Source organism: Clostridium yunnanense (assembly GCF_016595795.1).
GTDB lineage: Bacteria > Bacillota > Clostridia > Clostridiales > Clostridiaceae > Clostridium_AR > Clostridium_AR yunnanense.
In genome coordinates this window covers 1-19,409 of sequence record NZ_JAENHN010000008.1, presented here as the reverse complement: position 1 = coordinate 19,409, position 19,409 = coordinate 1, and the positions used below count along the sequence as shown (strand labels likewise).

16 protein-coding genes are annotated in these 19,409 nt (G+C 30.8%); 8 read left to right on the top strand and 8 right to left on the bottom strand.

Features of this window, described 5'->3' with window-relative positions; genetic code table 11:
- Positions 1-20: 20 nt before the first annotated feature.
- Positions 21-587: a YdcF family protein gene (locus JHL18_RS02780; protein WP_200266119.1), complete on the bottom strand. Its 567-nt coding sequence runs from the start codon at positions 585-587 to the stop codon at positions 21-23.
- A gap of 707 nt (positions 588-1,294) precedes the next feature.
- On the opposite strand from JHL18_RS02780, the gene JHL18_RS02775 reads away from it, so the two are divergent.
- Positions 1,295-3,031 (top strand): ABC transporter ATP-binding protein, encoded by a 1,737-nt coding sequence (locus JHL18_RS02775; RefSeq protein ID WP_243277768.1) that lies wholly within the window; start codon positions 1,295-1,297, stop codon positions 3,029-3,031.
- Positions 3,031-4,818 (top strand): ABC transporter ATP-binding protein, encoded by a 1,788-nt coding sequence (locus JHL18_RS02770; RefSeq protein WP_200266118.1) that lies wholly within the window; start codon positions 3,031-3,033, stop codon positions 4,816-4,818. The genes JHL18_RS02775 and JHL18_RS02770 overlap by 1 nt, the downstream gene beginning before the upstream one ends.
- 102 nt (positions 4,819-4,920) lie before the next feature.
- On the opposite strand, the gene JHL18_RS02765 is transcribed toward JHL18_RS02770, so the two are convergent.
- On the bottom strand, positions 4,921-5,535 hold the full coding sequence (locus tag JHL18_RS02765) for an NUDIX hydrolase (RefSeq protein WP_200266117.1): 615 nt from the start codon (positions 5,533-5,535) through the stop codon (positions 4,921-4,923).
- A gap of 454 nt (positions 5,536-5,989) precedes the next feature.
- On the opposite strand from JHL18_RS02765, the gene JHL18_RS02760 reads away from it, so the two are divergent.
- Positions 5,990-8,146, top strand: a complete 2,157-nt coding sequence (locus tag JHL18_RS02760) for an SPFH domain-containing protein (RefSeq protein ID WP_200266116.1) — start codon at positions 5,990-5,992, stop codon at positions 8,144-8,146.
- A gap of 46 nt (positions 8,147-8,192) precedes the next feature.
- On the opposite strand, the gene JHL18_RS02755 is transcribed toward JHL18_RS02760, so the two are convergent.
- Positions 8,193-8,849 carry a hypothetical protein gene (locus JHL18_RS02755; RefSeq protein WP_200266115.1) on the bottom strand — a complete coding sequence of 219 codons (657 nt, stop codon included), beginning with the start codon at positions 8,847-8,849 and terminating at the stop codon, positions 8,193-8,195.
- Between the two features lie 566 nt (positions 8,850-9,415).
- Between JHL18_RS02755 and JHL18_RS02750 the strand changes: the two genes are divergently transcribed.
- A complete protein-coding gene (locus tag JHL18_RS02750) occupies positions 9,416-10,585 on the top strand; it encodes a phosphopentomutase (RefSeq protein ID WP_200266114.1) in 1,170 nt (389 codons plus the stop codon).
- A gap of 40 nt (positions 10,586-10,625) precedes the next feature.
- The gene (locus tag JHL18_RS02745; RefSeq protein ID WP_200266113.1) at positions 10,626-11,444 is read left to right on the top strand and encodes a purine-nucleoside phosphorylase; all 819 of its coding nucleotides are present in this window, start codon (positions 10,626-10,628) and stop codon (positions 11,442-11,444) included.
- Between the two features lie 99 nt (positions 11,445-11,543).
- On the opposite strand, the gene JHL18_RS02740 is transcribed toward JHL18_RS02745, so the two are convergent.
- Together JHL18_RS02740 and JHL18_RS02735 are read right to left on the bottom strand one after the other, a co-directional pair.
- On the bottom strand, positions 11,544-11,726 hold the full coding sequence (locus JHL18_RS02740; protein ID WP_200266112.1) for a hypothetical protein: 183 nt from the start codon (positions 11,724-11,726) through the stop codon (positions 11,544-11,546).
- 83 nt (positions 11,727-11,809) lie between these two features.
- Positions 11,810-12,883 (bottom strand): M24 family metallopeptidase, encoded by a 1,074-nt coding sequence (locus JHL18_RS02735; RefSeq protein WP_200266111.1) that lies wholly within the window; start codon positions 12,881-12,883, stop codon positions 11,810-11,812.
- Between the two features lie 368 nt (positions 12,884-13,251).
- Between JHL18_RS02735 and JHL18_RS02730 the strand changes: the two genes are divergently transcribed.
- On the top strand, positions 13,252-13,950 hold the full coding sequence (locus JHL18_RS02730) for a metallophosphoesterase family protein (protein ID WP_200266110.1): 699 nt from the start codon (positions 13,252-13,254) through the stop codon (positions 13,948-13,950).
- Between the two features lie 159 nt (positions 13,951-14,109).
- Here JHL18_RS02730 and JHL18_RS02725 read toward each other — a convergent pair whose 3' ends face one another.
- Complete coding sequence (locus JHL18_RS02725) at positions 14,110-14,559, bottom strand: cytochrome b5-like heme/steroid binding domain-containing protein (RefSeq protein WP_200266109.1); 450 nt, start codon at positions 14,557-14,559, stop codon at positions 14,110-14,112.
- Positions 14,560-14,884: 325 nt separating this feature from the next.
- Between JHL18_RS02725 and asnS the strand changes: the two genes are divergently transcribed.
- On the top strand, positions 14,885-16,276 hold the full coding sequence (gene asnS, locus JHL18_RS02720) for an asparagine--tRNA ligase (protein WP_200266108.1): 1,392 nt from the start codon (positions 14,885-14,887) through the stop codon (positions 16,274-16,276).
- Between the two features lie 98 nt (positions 16,277-16,374).
- Here the strand turns inward: asnS and JHL18_RS02715 are convergent, their stop codons facing one another.
- On the bottom strand, positions 16,375-17,211 hold the full coding sequence (locus tag JHL18_RS02715; protein ID WP_200266107.1) for an anti-sigma factor domain-containing protein: 837 nt from the start codon (positions 17,209-17,211) through the stop codon (positions 16,375-16,377).
- A gap of 4 nt (positions 17,212-17,215) precedes the next feature.
- Positions 17,216-17,887, bottom strand: a complete 672-nt coding sequence (locus JHL18_RS02710; protein WP_200266106.1) for a sigma factor — start codon at positions 17,885-17,887, stop codon at positions 17,216-17,218.
- A 215-nt stretch (positions 17,888-18,102) separates the two neighbouring features.
- On the opposite strand from JHL18_RS02710, the gene JHL18_RS02705 reads away from it, so the two are divergent.
- Positions 18,103-19,194, top strand: a complete 1,092-nt coding sequence (locus JHL18_RS02705) for a DUF5667 domain-containing protein (protein WP_200266105.1) — start codon at positions 18,103-18,105, stop codon at positions 19,192-19,194.
- Positions 19,195-19,409: the final 215 nt, after the last annotated feature.

Sequence of the window (19,409 nt, the reverse complement as noted above, 5' to 3'; positions counted from 1 at the left end):
CCAATACTTTTTATAATAAACTATCTTACTATTAGATCCTTAATTATACCTGGAATTTCTCTAATAGCACCATATATTTCATTGGCAACATATGCTTTAACTAATACTCCTTTATACGTAGCTGAAATCTTATTTCTCTTGCATAAAATCTGAGCTCTCCTAAGATGAAACTCATTGGATACCACCACTGCACTATTAAAGTTGTTTAACTGCATTATTTTAGATGTAAATTTTATATTTTCAGCAGTACTAGTTGACTTATCTTCCATGATTATTTTGTCTTCATCTATTCCTTTACTTAATAAAATCCTTTTCATTCCTTCTGCCTCAGAAATACTTTCTCCCTGTCCCTTTCCCCCAGAAACTATTATATATTTACCATAACCATTTTTAAAAAGTTCCGCTGCTTCTTCGGTTCTAGCTGTTAAGAAAGCACTTGGTGTCTCACCTCTTATTCTACATCCCAATACTACTATGGCATCACTCTTATCAGGTGTTGTAAAAAGTGGAATCCAAAATATAAATATTTCTACTGCTATAAACACTAATATAATTATAGAAAGAAACATCTTAATCCTCTTTTTCATTATTAATACTCCTCTCTTTATTAATAGTAATAATTTTCATTATTTGTGCATACAATTAACGGCAACTTATATAATAAAAATCCTTCGCTAATTTGCAATCTATATCTATATCACTTCATTGATAAAATTTATTTTTTTTAATTTTCTCACCAGAACGCATAATGTTTTTAAAAATAGATTTCAGATCGAACTGGTGCATCTTTGCTTGTATATTCAAGATTATATACGAAATTAAAAGTATAATAGTTATTTTTAGGTTACGTATTTGGAAAAGTTTAAAATATTGGTTTAAATTCTAAAACTCTACTATATGTTTATAGAAACTTTTGGATATTATTATAAATTTAAAAATATTGGAAAAAACCTTTGACACTTTCTGAGTAATCCGTATATAATGTTATTAAAGTAATTTCATTAAATAAATTTTAACGAAAAGGAGGTAGGACCATGTTGGTAGTAATGTTTAATTTTATGAACGGCAAATTTAGAAAATCAAATAACTTAATAACTATTAACAGTAGCCCTATCTCTACGAGTTTTATTGTCGAGTAATTATTGACAATTCAGAGCTTTGTATGTATTTAGGTCATGGGCTATTGCTCATGACTTTTTATATTGTGTTTTTATGCAAAAAAGGTCGTGGGATATCCATGGCCTTTTTTTGCATAAATGGGCATCATGTACAAACAAAAAAGGGGGGAATAGATTTGAGAAGAATCTTAAATTATTTATTTAAACACAAAGCTGTACTAATTGTAGGCACTTTGGCCATGATTATAATTATAGCTGTAGACAACATTACACCTTATCTTCAAAAGATAATAGTTGATAAAGTAATTACAGATAAACAGTATTCACTTTTATATCCAGCACTTGGAGGAATCCTAGCAATTACATTATGTAAGGCCCTTCTGGGATATGTTAAAGAATTTCTCTTTGACTTTATTGCAGCAAAAGTGCACAGAGATATTAAAAATGAATTATTCGAGCATATTCAAACTATGGAGTTTAAATATTTCGATAATATGAACACCGGTGAACTGATGTCTAGAATCGGTGAGGATATAGAAAACATCTGGCAAACCATTGGATTTGGTTTAAGACTTTTTGTAGAAAACATTATATATTTTATTATCGGTACCGTTATATTACTAGCATTAAGCTGGAAGCTTGCTATAGCATGTATCGTAATAATGATCCCTATAGGATATATGGCTATAAAATTAGAAAAAGAGTTTGGATCAGTATACAGCAACATAAGTGACCAAACAGCAGAAATTAATACAACAGCTCAGGAAAATATAGCTGGAGTAAGACTTGTAAAAGCCTTTACTAGAGAAAAACATGAAATTCTTAAATTCTTAAAAATGAACAGAACTTATTATGATTTAAATATGAATCAAGCAAAAATTGTAGGCAAGTACTTTCCTCCTATGGAGTTCTTAACAAATATCTCATTAATAATAATGATTATTCTTGGTGGTGTCTTTGTTATAAAAGGTGAGATAACAATAGGAACCTTAGTAGCATTCAGCGGTTACTTAAATTCCCTTATCTGGCCGATGAGAAACCTTGGCTGGTTAACTAATATGCTTGCTCAAAATCAAGCATCTGCAAAGAAAATTTTTGAGATACTAGATAGAAAACCTGATATTGCAAGCAAAGAAGATGCTATATCACCTGACGAAATAAAAGGAGCTATAACCTTTAATAATGTTAACTTCAAATATAATGATGAGTTAGTTCTTAAAAATGTAAATTTAGACATCCCTGCTGGAAGTACGGTAGCTATAATGGGTACTACTGGTGCTGGTAAATCATCCATACTCCAATTAGTTGGTAGATATTATGATGTAGCCTCAGGTGAAATTTTAGTTGATGGAATTAACGTTAAGGATATTGATTTAAAAAAGCTTAGAAGTAATATGTCTGTAGTACCACAAGATACCTTCTTATTTTCTGATACTATCGAGAACAATGTGAAGTTCGGAAATAAGAGTGCGTCAATGGAAGAAGTTATAGAAACTTGTAAAACTGCTTGTTGCTATGATTTTATATCTTCTTTCGAAGAAGGCTTCGATACTGAAATAGGCGAAAGAGGTATTGGTCTTTCAGGTGGTCAAAAGCAAAGAATATCAATTGCTAGAGCTCTTCTAAGAAAGGCTCCAATTCTTATCCTTGATGATTCTACATCTGCTTTAGACATGGAAACAGAATACGAACTTCTTAAGAATCTTAATGATAAAGAACAAAAAAGTACTACTTTTATAATTGCTCATAGAATATCCGCTGTTAAAAATGCTGATATGATACTGTTTGTTGAAAACGGTGAAATTAAAGAAGTAGGAAATCACGCTGACCTTCTCACTAGGAAGGGTAGATACTATGATATTTATTGTGAACAATTTAAAGATTTCGATTTAATTGAAAGCGAGGTGGTATAATGGCTAAAAACACAGTAAGTCGTGATGAAGAAGGAACGCAAAGAAGTAAAACTGAACTTACTATAAGGCTTTTAAAATATTTAAGTCCATATAAACTCAATGCAACAATAGTTATTATACTTCTATTATTTGTTATGATTTGTGGAATAATAAATCCTTATCTATTAAAGATAGCGATAGATAGTTATATTGGAGACAGTAATATAAAAGGTTTAATGTACATTGGTGCCCTACTACTAACATTGAATATTTTATCTATGATCGCTTCTAAAATAAGAATTGTTATGATGTCCGCAATAACCAATAATATATTGGTAAATATACGACATGAGCTTTATACTCATATTCAAAAATTATCATTTTCATTTTTTGATAATAGACCCGTAGGAAAAATACTAGCCAGAGTTATGGGAGATGTTAACGCTCTTCAGAACTTATTTAACCAAAGTATACAAACTCTTATCCCCGAACTAATGAGCTTAGTATGCGTTTCTATAATGATGCTTTTCCTAAACTTTAAGTTAGCACTGGCTGCTATTGCTATTTTACCTTTTCTAGCATTAGCAATGTTCTTTATAGAAATCCAATCTAGGAAAAGATGGGAAGTATATAGAAAGAAACGTTCAAACTTGAATGCATATAACCACGAAGATTTCTCCGGAATTAAAGTAGTTCAAGCTTTTGCAAAAGAAGGAGATACGCTTTCTAAGTTTAAAAACCTAGTAAACGAGCTAGTACGCTCTTTCGTTGCTGCTGTTAGATTTAATGACTTCTTCTGGCCACTAGTTGAACTTTCATGGGGTGTAGGTATTGTAATAGTATTCTATGTTGGATACTTATTAGTAAGATCTAACGATGTTACTATAGGTACTCTAGTAGCATTTTCAATGTATATAGGTATGTTTTGGAGACCTATCATGAATCTTTCAACCTTCTATAATACATTGATCACAAATTTCTCTGCTGCAGATAGAATATTTGATATTATGGAGATTGAACCAGACATTGTAAGTGCTATAGACTCTATAAAGATGCCTAAGATAAAAGGTTCCGTTGAATTTAAAGATGTGACTTTTGCTTATGATGAAGGTTCCGTGGTACTAAATAACGTGAATTTTAAAGTTACTCCTGGAGAAACTGTAGCATTAGTTGGTGCAACAGGTGCTGGAAAGACTACTATCGTATCTTTACTCAGCAGATTTTATGATCCTACCTCTGGTGAAGTACTAGTAGATGGAAAAAATATAAAAAATGTAGAATTAGAATCCTATAGAAGTCAGATGGGTATAATGCTTCAAGACACATTCCTCTTCTCTACTACTATTAAAGAGAATATAAGATATGGTAAACTTGATGCAACTGACGAAGAAGTAATTGCTGCTGCTAAAGCAGTAAATGCTCATGGTTTTATAATGAATATGGAAAAAGGTTATGATACCGAAGTTAATGAAAGAGGCTCAAGACTTTCCTTAGGACAAAGACAGCTTATTTCCTTTGCAAGAGCACTACTTGCTAACCCAAGAATATTGATATTAGATGAAGCTACTTCAAATATAGATACTCATACTGAAAAACTAGTTCAAAAAGGTATAGAGAAGCTTTTATTTGGAAGAACCTCCTTTGTTATAGCTCATAGATTATCTACAATAAGAGATTGTGATAAAATTATGGTAGTTGGTGATGGAAATATAAAAGAATGTGGAACTCACGATGAACTTTTAGCACTTAAAGGAATTTATTATAACCTTTATAATGCTCAATATAAGTTCTTAAATGAAGGAGCATAAAAATCGACTTAAATTTAGATTAAAAGTGGTGAGGATTTGTTATCCTCACCACTTTCTGTTAATTATAGCTATATAAATATATATTTATATAGCTACTTTACTCTATTTCATTATCCCTTCACCTAGTACTGAAAAGGCCTTAAGCATCATATATACCTTTATATCCATTTTATGATTAGCTTTAAGTATCTCTTTGGCCTCAAGCTGATCAATCATATGAACTTCGATATCTTCATCTTCCTCCAAGTAGTCGCTGCACACCTCTCCATCACAGTAACAATAAACTAAAGCTATGGATTCGTCCGTCATTCCTACTGAGACATACAAAGCTTTTATATCATCTTTATTTACAATATCTATTAAATTAAGGCCTGTTTCTTCATGAAGCTCTCTTCTTACTGCATTATTTATTTCCTCTTCACCATCTATAAGACCAGCCGGAAGTTCATATACATAATCATTGATAGGAACTCTAAACTGCCTTATCAAAACAAGTTTCTTACTCTCTTTATGCATAGCTATTATTATTACTGCATCAACCTTTTCATCTCTTTCTTTTTGTATCTGTAACCTTAAAGTTTCTAGGTCTTTTCTAGATGCTATAGTCCAACTTTTAGTATTACCTTTTTTATTTGTATATTCAGCATCATATAAACTGAGATATTTAGTCTCAGCTAATGTTTCTATATTATTAATCTTAGGTCTTAAATTTTTCATGTTATCACCTTCATTTAATAAATTTGGTCATTTATTTAAAATTACATATGTATAATTCTATATGAAAAAATATTCAATTTCAATTAACTTATAATAATCAATATTATTCTCAAATAATTTAGTTTTTTTATTTAGGCTTCCTGTATATAAACTTAATTCAATATAGATTCTATGTTATCTTAGGATTAATTCTATACATCTTATGTACTTTCACTACACACATATGAAAATTAAAGGTATAATTAGAAAAAAATAGATTTAACGAGATAGTATTATTCAACAGATTGTAAACCCTAAGAAACATTTAATTGTTATCCTAAACGCTTTTTGCGTTATTTAATACCACATAATATAATTACATCATGAGTTAAGTCTTTAAGAAAAGATAAATATTCATACATTATCTTATTATTAAAGTTTAGCAATAATAAAATTATTAAGGGGAGAGGTTTGTATGAACCACGAAACAATACTATTATTAATAAAAATAGGAATCGGAATTGTAGCTTTCTTTTTCTTAGTTTGGTTATCCGGTTTTAGGATTATTCCTAACTCCAAAGTAGCTATCATAGAAAAATGGTGGTCCTCAAAAGGTTCACTTAAAGAACAAATCATAGCATTAAACGGTGAAGCCGGATTTCAACCAGTTGTTTTAAGAGGTGGTATTCACTTTTTAAGTCCTTTAGTTTATAAAATCCATACAGTTCCACTAGTAACCATCCCTCAAGGAAAGATAGCTTACGTATTTGCTAGAGATGGTAAACCACTAGAACCAACTCAAACCCTTGGAACAATAATCCATGAAGGCAATAACTTCCAAGATGTTAGAGGCTTTATAACAAATGGAGGACAAAAAGGTCCTCAAAGAGGTATAATCCGTGAAGGTACTTATGCCTTTAACTTAGCACAATTTATAATAATAACAGAAACCAAGACTTATTACCTTCCAATGGGAAATGATACTGAGCAAAAAACTATTATGGAAATGGCACAAAAAATCAGTTCAAGAAATGGCTTTGATCCTGTAGTTATTCAAGGTGAAAGTGATCTAGTAGGTATAGTTACTATACATGATGGTCCTTCTCTAGGAAAAGACAATATAATCTGTCCTACTGTTGGTGATGAGCCTTCTGATCCAAATTATCATAATAACTTCCAAGACCCTGAAAAGTTCTTAGCTGCTGGAGGTTACAGAGGTAGACAATATCAAGTCCTTGCAGATGGTACTTACTTAATAAACAGATTGTTTGCCACAATTGAATATATACCTAAAACAGTTATACCTGTGGGTTATGTAGGTGTAGTTGTTTCATATACTGGTATGAAAGGAACTGATTCATCTGGAGATGATTACAAACATGGCGAACTAGTACAAAAAGGGTTTAGAGGAGTTTGGAGCGAAGGTCTTATGCCTGGTAAATATGCCTTCAACACTTATGCAGGAAGCATCATAAAGGTTCCTACTACTAACGTAATCTTAAAATGGATAAGCAATCAAAATGGTAATCATCGATATGATGAAAATCTTAAAGAAGTTAGCTTAATCACAAAAGATGCTTTTGAACCATCATTACCTTTATCTGTAGTTTTCCATATAGATTACAAAAAGGCTCCTATGGTAATTCAAAGATTTGGAGATATAAAGATGCTTGTTGATCAAACACTGGACCCTATGGTATCTGCATATTTCAAAAACATAGGACAAACCAAAACATTAATCGAATTAATACAACAAAGAAATGAAATACAGAATCAATCTTCTGTAGAAATGAAGACAAAATTCTCTCACTATAATCTAGAATTAGAAGAGGTTCTTATAGGTACTCCTACAAGCTCAAAAAATGATACAAATATAGAACAAATTTTAACTCAGCTTCGTTCAAGACAAATAGCTAAGGAACAACTTGAAACCTATTCAACTCAACAGGCAGCTGCTGAAAAAGAAAAGGAACTAAAAGAAGCTGAAGCAGTAGCTAAGCAACAAACCTCACTTACTGAATCAGATATCAACATCAAGATTCAAGAAAACCAAGGTAAAGCTGATCTTATGAAATCAAGACAAGATGCAGAAAAGATACAAAGACTTTCAGAAGCTGATGCCTACAAAGTTAAACAACAAGCTGAAGCAGAAGCTTATAGATTAAAACAACAAGCTGAAGCAAATGCATATCAAGTTAAACAACAAGCTGATGCAGAATCATTTAGACTTAGACAAACAGGTGACGCTGAAGCCTTTAAAATTAAAACAGTTGGTCAAGCAGATGCTGATAGAGAAGCTAGAGTTGGTATATCTAAAGCTATAGCTGCAAAAGAACAAGTAAATGCTTTTGGTGGTGCTCAATACAAAGTAGTCCAAGAGATAATGAATAACTTTGCTGATGCTATTAAAACATCTAAGATTGATATAGTGCCGAAGACTCTTATAACCTCTGGATCAAACGAAGGGGAAACAGGTCTTCACAATGCATTCGAAAATTTAGTTATGTTATTATTAAGTGATAAACTAACCTCTCAAGCTTCTAATGTTACTGAATTATCCGAGGAAGCTGAAATCTTAAAAAAAGAAATACTAAATAATGTTTCTCCTTCTGATATAAAAAATAATAAATAACATTAAGATAGACAAACTGCTTTTAGCAGTTTGTCTATCTTTTAAATTAAGTAGTATATTTTATTGCCTCATATACAACCGAACTTTTATTTTCTTCAGCTAATATATACAATTTGTTCATTGATTTAAATCTAGTTTCATCATCAAAATGTAAAACTATATATCTACTATCTTCTAACCTAACAATTTCTTCTCTTACTGTTCTAAATTTCTTTTCGTTTTTATGTTCTACAATTGATATAATTGCATTTATATCTTCTCTTTTAGATGGAGCAACTTCCCATACAGATTGTGTATCCTTTAAATTCAATTGCTTTCTTATCATCATTAAGTCCGACATAATATAGCTACTGTAAGCATTATCTTTGCTATTTAAAATTCTATCATCTATATAATTATTTATCTTAACTACATTCTGTGAAAAAGTTCCGGTTATGAGACCTGAACATTCATATACTTCATCAGTCATTCGTATCCAGAAGGTAGTTCCTGCAACCTTTCTGATCCTATGTTCAATTATCCCTAGCTCAGTTTCAAAATTTATATCTCTGTCTATTAAATCAAATATAAGCACTACCTTTTGAGCAAAATCCATTAAAACTACATATCCTTTAAATTTAACTTGATATACTTCACGTTCAACATTTTCAACTACCTTTAGAATCTCAGCTTTTACCCCTTCACTAAGTGAAAATAACTTCAAATTATTTACCCCCTTAAAATCAAACTACAATAATAGTTCATATCTTTGGTTATATTAATCTTTGCATTATCAATTCTTATGTACAAACGTATCACAAAATTTATATTCTTAATTATACTTTTAAATTTCATATGAGTTCTAAGGAATGTTTCCATTTAAAATTATGTACCATTAAACATACACAATATACATTATACATTTTTGTAAATCATATACAACATTTCTTTATGTTATTTTATAATTTATACCTTGTTTTTTTCAATCAACTTCAAAACAAGTAACTTTACAAGAAAATAATTTATAAAGAATAAATAATATTTCTATTTATATATTCATCTTTATAAATTATAATATATATATAATTAGTTATTAAATGAGTGTTTCCCAAGTTTTATCGAAAAATAGCAGTTCTATTATTACTAAAATGTTTTTATATAAATAGACATATATATCTTATGATCTATTTTAGCTTTAGACATTTAGGTAAGCGCTTTCACATTGTGTACTACTAATTAATTGACTAATGGATACAATATATAATATATTATTTTGCGAGGTGTTTTACTATGATAAAAAGAGTTATATGGGTTGTACTTGATAGTGTTGGCATAGGTGAGCTTCCTGATGCTGAAAAATATGGTGATGTAGGTTCAAACACACTTGGTCATGTAGCTGAATTTAACAACGGATTAAGACTACCTAATATGGAGAAGATTGGTTTAGGAAATATAACTGGTATGGTAGGTTTAAATAAGCACACTTCTCCAACAGGTTGCTATGGAAGAATTCATGAAGCTTCAAATGGAAAAGACACCGTTACAGGACATTGGGAAATGGTAGGAGTTAAATCAGAGATTGCCTTCCCTACTTATCCTGATGGTTTTCCAAAATCCGTAATAGACAAATTTGAAGACTTTACTGGAAGAAAGGTTATAGGTAATAAATCTGCTTCTGGTACAGAAATATTAGATGAACTTGGTGAAGAGCATATGAAAACAGGTGCTCTAATAGTTTATACTTCTGCTGACAGTGTATTTCAAATAGCTGCTCATGAAGATATAGTTCCTTTAGAAGACTTATATAAATACTGTGAATTCGCTAGAGAGATGCTTACTGGCGAGGAATCTGTAGCTAGAGTAATTGCTAGACCGTTTTTAGGCAATCCTGGCAGCTTTACAAGAACTCCTAATAGAAGAGATTATGCAGTTCTTCCTCCTCATGATACCTTATTAGATTTATTAGATAAAAAAGGCTTAAATGTAATGGCTGTAGGTAAAATCGAAGATATATTCTCTGGTAGAGGAATAACAGAAGCTATTCATACCAAGGATAATATGGACGGAGTTGATAAAACTCTAGAGTATATAAAGGAAGATAAAGATGGTCTTATATTTACTAATCTTGTTGACTTTGATATGAAGTGGGGCCACAGAAGAGATGCTAAGAGCTATGGAAAAGGTTTAGAAGATTTTGATGCTAGACTTCCAGAAATACTGTCTGCTATGAAGGATACTGATGTATTATTCATAACTGCAGACCACGGATGCGATCCTACCTTTAAAGGAACAGATCACACTAGAGAATATGTACCTTTCTTAGCTTATGGCGCTCAATTAAAGAAAGGATTTGATCTTGGCACAAGATTTGGATTCTTTGATATGGGGCAAACAATAGCTGATATATTTAATATTGGTGAGATAAAAAATGGTGTAAGCTTTCTAAACGATATAAAATAACAATTAATAATAATTAAACAATATTACTTGAGGTGAAATTATGGATTTAACAAAAAAAATACAAGATGCTTCTGAATTTATCTTATCTAAAAGCAAATATAAGCCGCAAATAGGACTAATCTTAGGATCTGGCTTAGGCGCTATTGCTGATATGATAGAAGATGCCGAATATTATAATTATAATGAGCTACCTAACTTTCCAGTCTCAACTGTAGAAGGTCATGCCGGCAGATTAGTAATAGGTATGTTTCAAGGAAAACAAGTGGTTGCTATGCAAGGTAGGTTCCATTATTATGAAGGCTATGCTATGGAACAGGTAACTTTTCCTGTAAGAGTTATGAAACTTTTAGGTATAGATACAATAATCGTAACTAACGCAGCAGGTGCTGTAAATACAAACTTTAAACCTGGTGATCTTATGATTATAAATGATCATATAAATCTTTCAGGAACTAATCCTTTGATAGGAAAAAATCTCGATTCATTTGGAACCCGTTTTCCAGATATGTCTGAAGCTTATAACGTTGAACTTATTAATAAAGCAAAGGAAGTTGCAAATTCATTAAATATAGATATAAAAGAAGGTATATACGCTATGTTTAGTGGACCAACTTATGAAACTCCTGCTGAGATAAGGATGGCAAGAATCTTAGGTGGTGATGCAGTGGGTATGTCCACCGTTCCAGAAGTAATAATAGCAAACCACAGCAAAATAAAGGTTCTAGGTATTTCTTGTCTTACAAATATGGCCGCAGGAATATTAAAACAACCATTAAGTCATGTAGAGGTAATGGAAACTTCTGCACTAGTGAGAGATAACTTCATAGCACTTATGACAAATATAATAAAGAATCTATAATAAAAAGCTTCTGAAAACATTGAAAGATCTAAGTTTTATATCTTGAAAATTTTATAATTTACTATACAGAAAAAAGGTTGATGGCTACAATTAATGCCATCAACCTTTTTGTTCATTGGGTGTTTTATTTATAAATCTATTGTATATATTTAGTGCATCGTTAAATTCATTGCCAACTTCTATTATATCTTGCGATACAAGATCTTTTTCATTCGCTTTAATTAAGTTTTCCAATCTCTCTCTAATATTAGTTATGTTGTTTAATAAAGTCTTCTCGTCCATCTAACTAACACCTCCATCTATATTTTTTACATTTAATGTAAAATTTAAACATAGCGGAGTAAGTTTTATTTTATATTATATTATTAAACCACAATTAAATCTTTCGGATAACTATTAAGTACTTCACATCCATCTTCTGTTACTAATACTAAATCTTCAATTCTAACACCAACATTATTATGAATATAAATTCCTGGCTCAATTGAGAATATCATACCTGGCTTTACTTCCTCTTTATTAACAGAGCTTACATCACCAAAATCATGTACTTCAATACCTATAGAATGCCCTGTTCTATGAGTGAAGTATTTTCCATAGCCATAGCCATCTATAACATCTCTAGCAGCTTTGTCTATATCACAAAATCTAGTGCCTGGTTTAACTTTTCTTATACCAGCCAAGTTAGCTTCAAGCACAATTTCGTAAACCTTTCTTGCTTCCTCAGAAGGCTCTCCACAAAAGAAAGTTCTTGTCATATCTGAACAGTAAAATTCATTTCTACAACCAGTGTCTATTATTATACTATCACCTAACTTTACCATAGATGAGTCTGTTTCATGATGTGGATCTGCCCCATTAGCACCATATGCTACTATTGGTGTAAAAGAAAACCCTTGAGTTCTTTCTTCTTCATATAGTTCGGCTAGTATGCTACTGATGGCTTTTTCACTTTTATCCTTTGAAAATCTGTTCACTATTTTGCCCATAACTCTATCATTTATAGCAGACGCTTTTCTCATAAGCTCAATCTCTTCTGCATCTTTAATTGTTCTTGCTTTGTCTATAATAGGTGATCCATTTACAAAGCCTGCTGCTGCACTGTTTTCCATAAGTCTAATCAAGAAATGTGCCTGCCAGTTCTTATCAATCCCTATAGAGTATGACTTATCTATAATATTGCATAATGCTGAAATTGGATCTTGCGTATCATTGTACCAAACCAAATCTACTCCTAAGTCTTCATGTAGAGGAAAAAGTTCATTGATTACAAGCTTTTTCTCACCTTTTGTATTTATATATAAAGCCAATAATCTTTCACCTGACTCTATCCATTTACCAGTGAGATAAAACACTGCAGCTGGTGAGGTTATAATCATCTGATGTAGATTCTCTTTGTTCATTTCTTCTAATATTTTATTTAATCTATTTTCTTTCATTCTGCTCTCTCCTTCTATAAATATGAAACTCTCATTTATATGTTTTTGCACTATGTTTATTTATATAGTAACTTGCGTATTTATTTTTATTTAAGCTACATATTAATTATATACAAAAAAGACTGGATAATCCATTAACTTAAATCATACATAGTATATATAGGTAGAATTTTGCATAATACTATATCTTCACATATTACAGGATTATATTCTCAAAAGATATTTTATTATCAGCCACTAATATGTTTTATATAATAACAATCTTTAACACTTTATTAATATTGAGCAAATGAAGATGTGAATATACATTAAGTGGTATAATATATTAATAGAAATATACTTATGTTTTTTAATTAGGAGGAAACTAAATGAGAATTGCAGTTATATCAGACATACACAGTAACCTTTATGCTCTTATTAGAGTTATTGAAGATATAGATAGCCAAAATGTAGACACAGTTATTTGCCTAGGAGATTTGGTTGGTTATGGTCCTCAACCAAATGAAGTTATAGCTATGGTAAAAAGAAGAGCTTTTTTATGTATAAAAGGAAATTACGACACATCTGTTGTCGACAATGGATTCACATATATACGAGATACAAATATAAATTCTTTTTCTCTACCTTGGACAGTAGATGAATTAAGAGCGTCGAATAAATACTATCTTGAAAATTTACCGGACAGTATCTCTTTAAAAATTGATAATAAAAAAATTCTTTTCGTACATGGAAGCCCAAATAAAATAGATGAGTACTTATATGAAAACAATCCTGATTTAGATACTATAGTAGAAAGAATCGATGAGGATATATTGGTATGCGCCCACACACATATACCTATGGTAAAGCAATTGAATAATAAGATGATAATAAATGTTGGTAGTGTAGGCAAGCCAAAAAATGGTTCTCCAGACTCAACTTATGCAATAATAGATATATCTAAAGGCAGAAGCGCTCGTGCAGAAATAAGAAAAGTAAGCTATGAATATAAAAGAATAATGAAAGATATGGAGATGAAGAAATTCCCTCCAACTTTAATACATTCTTATGAAACTGGTTATGAATAAATAGTTGAGCTAGGAACTCTATAAACTTCTCATCATAAAGCTTCAATTAGCTTGAAAAATCATTAAAATTTCTAGATTTAGTTAATTTAAAATTTATGTATTTTACTCTATAGCAAAAATGTGATCATGATATCTAATTATATATCATGATCACTTCGTTTAATCTCTTAGAACACCAACAATTCTTATATTACTCAGCAGTTGCTTGCTAAGTTTTCCTGAATTAAACTGTTCTGAAAGGTCAGTTCCTGGTCTAAAACCAGTAGCTACTATCTGGTTTAGTGCCTTCTCTCCGGTGATATCATAAACTGTTCCATTAACAGCTATGTAAGCAGGGTTATCGCCTACGCCATTATATGCGGATAATTCCTTCATTGTAAACTCTCTAGTTCTAAAAGAAAAAACTGTTTCTATAGTACCTTTTTTCAGTTGTTTTTCTGTATTCTTTTCCTTATAATACTCTAATATACCTTCAATCTGTATTGTTAACCTTTCAATATCCTTTATAAGTCCTAAGCTATTTTCTTTTGTACTTAGCAAAATCATTTTTTTATAAAAATTTATCTTATTATACTTTTGTAATAACAACTCTTCACTGGAACTAGTCATCAGCATTCCTCTTAAATATCAATATATCTGTATATTTTATGAGGGAATAATTGCATTTATTAAACTATTAGTGTAAAATAAATATTATTTAAGGGTTAAAGTGTTAAAATTACTAGGCTTAACCGGTTAAAACCGTTATATTAAAAGCACATTTGTGCTGTATTCAAAGTCATCTATTATGACAAATTAGATGGTACCGTGGAAATATAGCCTTTCGTCCATAATTATGGATTGATAGGTTTTTTTATTTTAGTGTTAAATGTAAACTATACCTATAAAATACAATAGAAACGTAAATAATATAATTAGAAAGTGAGGTCATATAATGAACACTACATTAGTTAGAGCTCTATATAGAAACACAGAAGAGCATATTGAAAAAAGTGTAAAAATTTCAGGTTGGATAAGAACATTAAGAGCATCAAATGCTTTTGGGTTTATAGAAGTTAATGATGGCTCATTCTTCAAAAATGTTCAAGTGGTATTTGATAATAAGATTGCAAACTTTAAAGATGTATCTAAATTACCGATAAGCTCATCAATTTCAGTTGTAGGTAAATTAGTGCCAACACCTGATGCAAAACAGCCTTTTGAAATACAAGCTGAAGAGGTAATAATAGAGGGAATGTCTTCTTCTGATTATCCTTTGCAAAAAAAGAGACATACTTTTGAATATTTAAGAACAATAGCTCATTTGAGACCTAGAAGTAATGCATTTTCAGCTGTATTCAGAGTTCGTTCAGTAGCTGCTTATGCAATACATAAGTTCTTCCAAGATCAAAGCTTTGTCTATGTTCACACTCCAATAATAACTGGTAGTGATTGTGAAGGCGCTGGAGAAATGTTTAGATTAACAACTATGGATTTAAACAACATTCCAAAAACTGAAGAAGGAAATATTGATTTCAGTGAGGACTTTTTCGGTAAAGAAGCTAATCTTACTGTATCAGGTCAGCTAAATGGAGAATCTTATGCTTTAGCTTTCAGAAATATATATACTTTTGGACCTACATTTAGAGCAGAAAACTCAAATACGGCAAGACATGCTGCTGAGTTCTGGATGATAGAACCTGAAATGGCTTTTGCTAATCTTGAAGATGACATGGAATTAGCAGAACAAATGCTTAAGTACGTTATAAAATATGTTATGGATGAATGTCCTGAAGAAATTGACTTCTTTAACCAATTCATCGATAAAGGCTTAAAAGAAAGATTAGACCATATAATCAGTTCTGACTTCGGAAAAGTTACTTATACAGAAGCAGTTGAATTACTTAAGAACTCAGGAAAGGCATTTGATTATCCTGTTGAGTGGGGTATAGACTTACAGACTGAGCATGAAAGATATTTAACTGAAGAAATATTCAAAAAACCTGTATTTGTAACTAATTACCCTAAAGAAATCAAAGCTTTCTATATGAGATTAAACGAAGATGGAAAAACAGTTGCTGCAATGGACTGTCTAGTTCCTGGTATCGGTGAAATCATAGGGGGAAGCCAGAGAGAAGAAAGACTTTCAATGCTTGAGTCAAGACTTGAAGAACTTGGTCTTAACAAAGAGGATTATTGGTGGTATCTTGAGTTAAGAAAATATGGTGAAACTGTGCACTCAGGTTTTGGTCTAGGATTTGAAAGATTAATAATGTACATCACTGGTATGTCAAATATAAGAGATGTAATTCCTTTCCCAAGAACTACTGGGCAAGCGGATTTTTAAGATAATCATATGTCAGTTTAAAAGAATCCCCAGCAGAACTTCTGCCGGGGATTCTTTTATTTATTTTCATTACTTTTTAAATTAGGTTTACTATTATATTATTTATTTTTATTTCCATTACCGTTGGTCTTATTTTCACTTGTATTCTTATTAGTTTTGTTATCTAAGCTTCCGTTATCTTGTTTTGTTTCCTTATTTAATTGATTTGAATTATTGTTTTTATTATTATTATCTTTTTTATTCTCATTACTATTTATATTATTTCCTTTATCAACTTCATTAGTAGATTTTTTATCTTCATTATTTGAAGGTTTATTTTCTTTATTCTCTGTTTTATTGTTTATAGAATTGTTATCCTTATTTAAATTATTGCCACTATTATTCTGATTATTTTGCTGATCTTTTTGCTTAATCTTATCTTCTCTTATCTCTTGTTTCTTTAATTCATTTATATCTTCATTAACTTTTTCAATATCAACAGTCCCCTTAACTGGTGTTATATTTATATCCGAATAGGAATCTATTAAATTCTCATTCTTAGCTTCACTTACAACCTCTTTTACCGCATCACCTAAAATCATATTATTAATCTTAGCTTTATCAATCATTGCTTTAAGTTTTTCATCATCTACTTTAACTTTAACTACCCTATTCCAACGATTAGCTTGTATCAATATCTTTGATTTTGCATCTAATTCAACAGCTTTTACAGGATTATAATAATCTATTATTCCAAAGGTAAATATCATTAAGAAGGTGGCAGCTAAAACCGCAAGCCTTTTTATTGTATTGTGACTACCAACAAGATTACCTTCATAGACTTCACCTTTTATAGGTAAAATATTAGAAGCTTTTACAAGCGCAAACTCTCCAGTCTCAGTTAGTAATATAACTTTACTTCCTTTTGTTTCAACGACTACTCCATTCTTCTTCATTATACTACTGCTCCTTCCTTCTTATATTTAGGTATGACTTGAGGTATATGTATTCATTACTAGAAAGTAGAATTATTAATGATATCATATATTTCCTCCACTTTTCTATAAACTTCCTATTCCTACCCGTAAGTTCAATAATTTGTACTATAGGTAACTTTTTCGTTTCATATAAAATATTCATTATTTCTTTATTTCTAGAGCACAACAGGGCTGCATTAAGCACATCTTCTCTAGTATCCTTATGACTAGGCGAACTTTTGGAAAGTTCATAGAAATTTATTTTAAATTCTTCCAGCTTCTCTCTATACATATTTATCTCTTCTAATCTACTTTTTTGCTCTTGTTCTCTATCATATTTATCCAAGGATATTGTATTATCTATATCTTTCATGCCTTCTTCTTCTTCAAAATACAAAATAGGCACATTCTTAGAATTTCTAAAGAAATCAATTAAAGAATTTCGTATCACTATCTTAGCGTAAGAAAAAAAATTCCCTTTTTCTTTAGAAAAATTATCGCATGCTTTATTAAAAGCCCCTATGGCTATGCTGAACTCTTCATCATTTCTCCTATCTAACTGCTTTTTACATATAAAAGAAGCAGTTTTATATATGAAACCTAAGTTTTCCTCTATAAACTTGTTCTTATCTTCAATCAAAAACTCTTCTATCATAGTTTTTCACCATCCTGCTTGAGTTCATAGTTTTTAAAGAGTTCTGTACTTATTTATACGTAAGAGCTTTAACTTTTAAGGGGGCAATTGCCTACCCCCCTAAAGCTTTTTTACGTGTCGTAAATTAATATGCAAGGCTAATTGCTAGCAAACAATTAATTATATCAAAATTTAGTCTTAAATAATATTATTTGAAATTAAGAGGAGAATTACTCATGAAGAAAAAATATGTTTTAGCATTATCATTAATATTTTCATTATCGTTTTCTGTTCCAGCTTTTGCAGCAGATACCAGTACTGACAAGACTACAGATTATAAATCTTATGCTGGATTAACACCAAACAGTATGTTCTATCCTTTAGATAAGGCAATAGAAAATATTAAGCTAAGATTCACGAAAGATCCTAATAAAAAAATAGAGAAATTACTAGAGATTCAAAAGGAAAGACTAGGAGAAATACAAACCTTAGTAGAAAAAGATAAGACAGACTTAGTTCCAACAGCTCTAGAAGGTTTGGAAGATGTGACCTCACAGACTCAAACAGAGGCAGCTAAAATTATCACTGATACCAATATTATAGGAGCTCCCACTGATTTAGATACCACAGTTAATGATACTAACGCCACTGCCGATACCCCATCAGAAGAAATCAAAGAAATAGATGTTATTGAGTCAACCAGTGATGCCATTGAAGATACTAATACAGCTTCTATTGAAATTCTTGATTCAATAAAAGATCAGCTACCTAAAGAAGCACAAGATAAATTAGCTTCAGTACTCGAAATGCAGAAGCAAAAGAAAGAAGCAGTTAAACAAATGGTAGCTGCTATACATGATCTTAACACCGCTAGAAAGCAACTAATAGAAGCAAGCAAATCCTTAAAGGATGCTACTAAATCAGGTGATTTAGATGCAATAGCTAATGCACAAGAAACATTAAATGTAGCTAATGATACTTTTACGCAAAAACAAACCGCTCTTGAAACAGCAAAGACAAATAAGCAATCAGTTATACATCAAGCAAAGGCAGGCAAAGTCACTGATGATACACCAGCTACAGAACCGACAACTTTAGATAATAATAGCACTGAAGATTCTTCTAATACACAAATTAATTCAACTAGTATTATTCCAAATGCACAAGCAACAGCTTCAACTGAAGACAACAAAGCTTCTACTACTGAAGTAAAAAAAGTAGAAGCTACTAAAAATAAAGAAACTAAAGCTACAGAAAAACAAGTAAAAAAGGCTGAACACTCGACTCAAGAAGATAATGCAACAAAGAATAAAGGCAAAAACAATTAATAACACATTTAATAAAATAATTTTACAAATACACACACAAACAATTAAAATAATCTACAAATACGCTCAAAAAAAGCACTACCTTAAATAGGAGGGCACTGAAAAACTTTAGTTTTTCAGGAGCGATTTATTTAAATAGTTTAAAAGTAGCTGATAAAACTAAGAGTTTTTAGTTTTATCAGCTGCTTTGTTTTAAAAACTGCTTAAGTTAATTG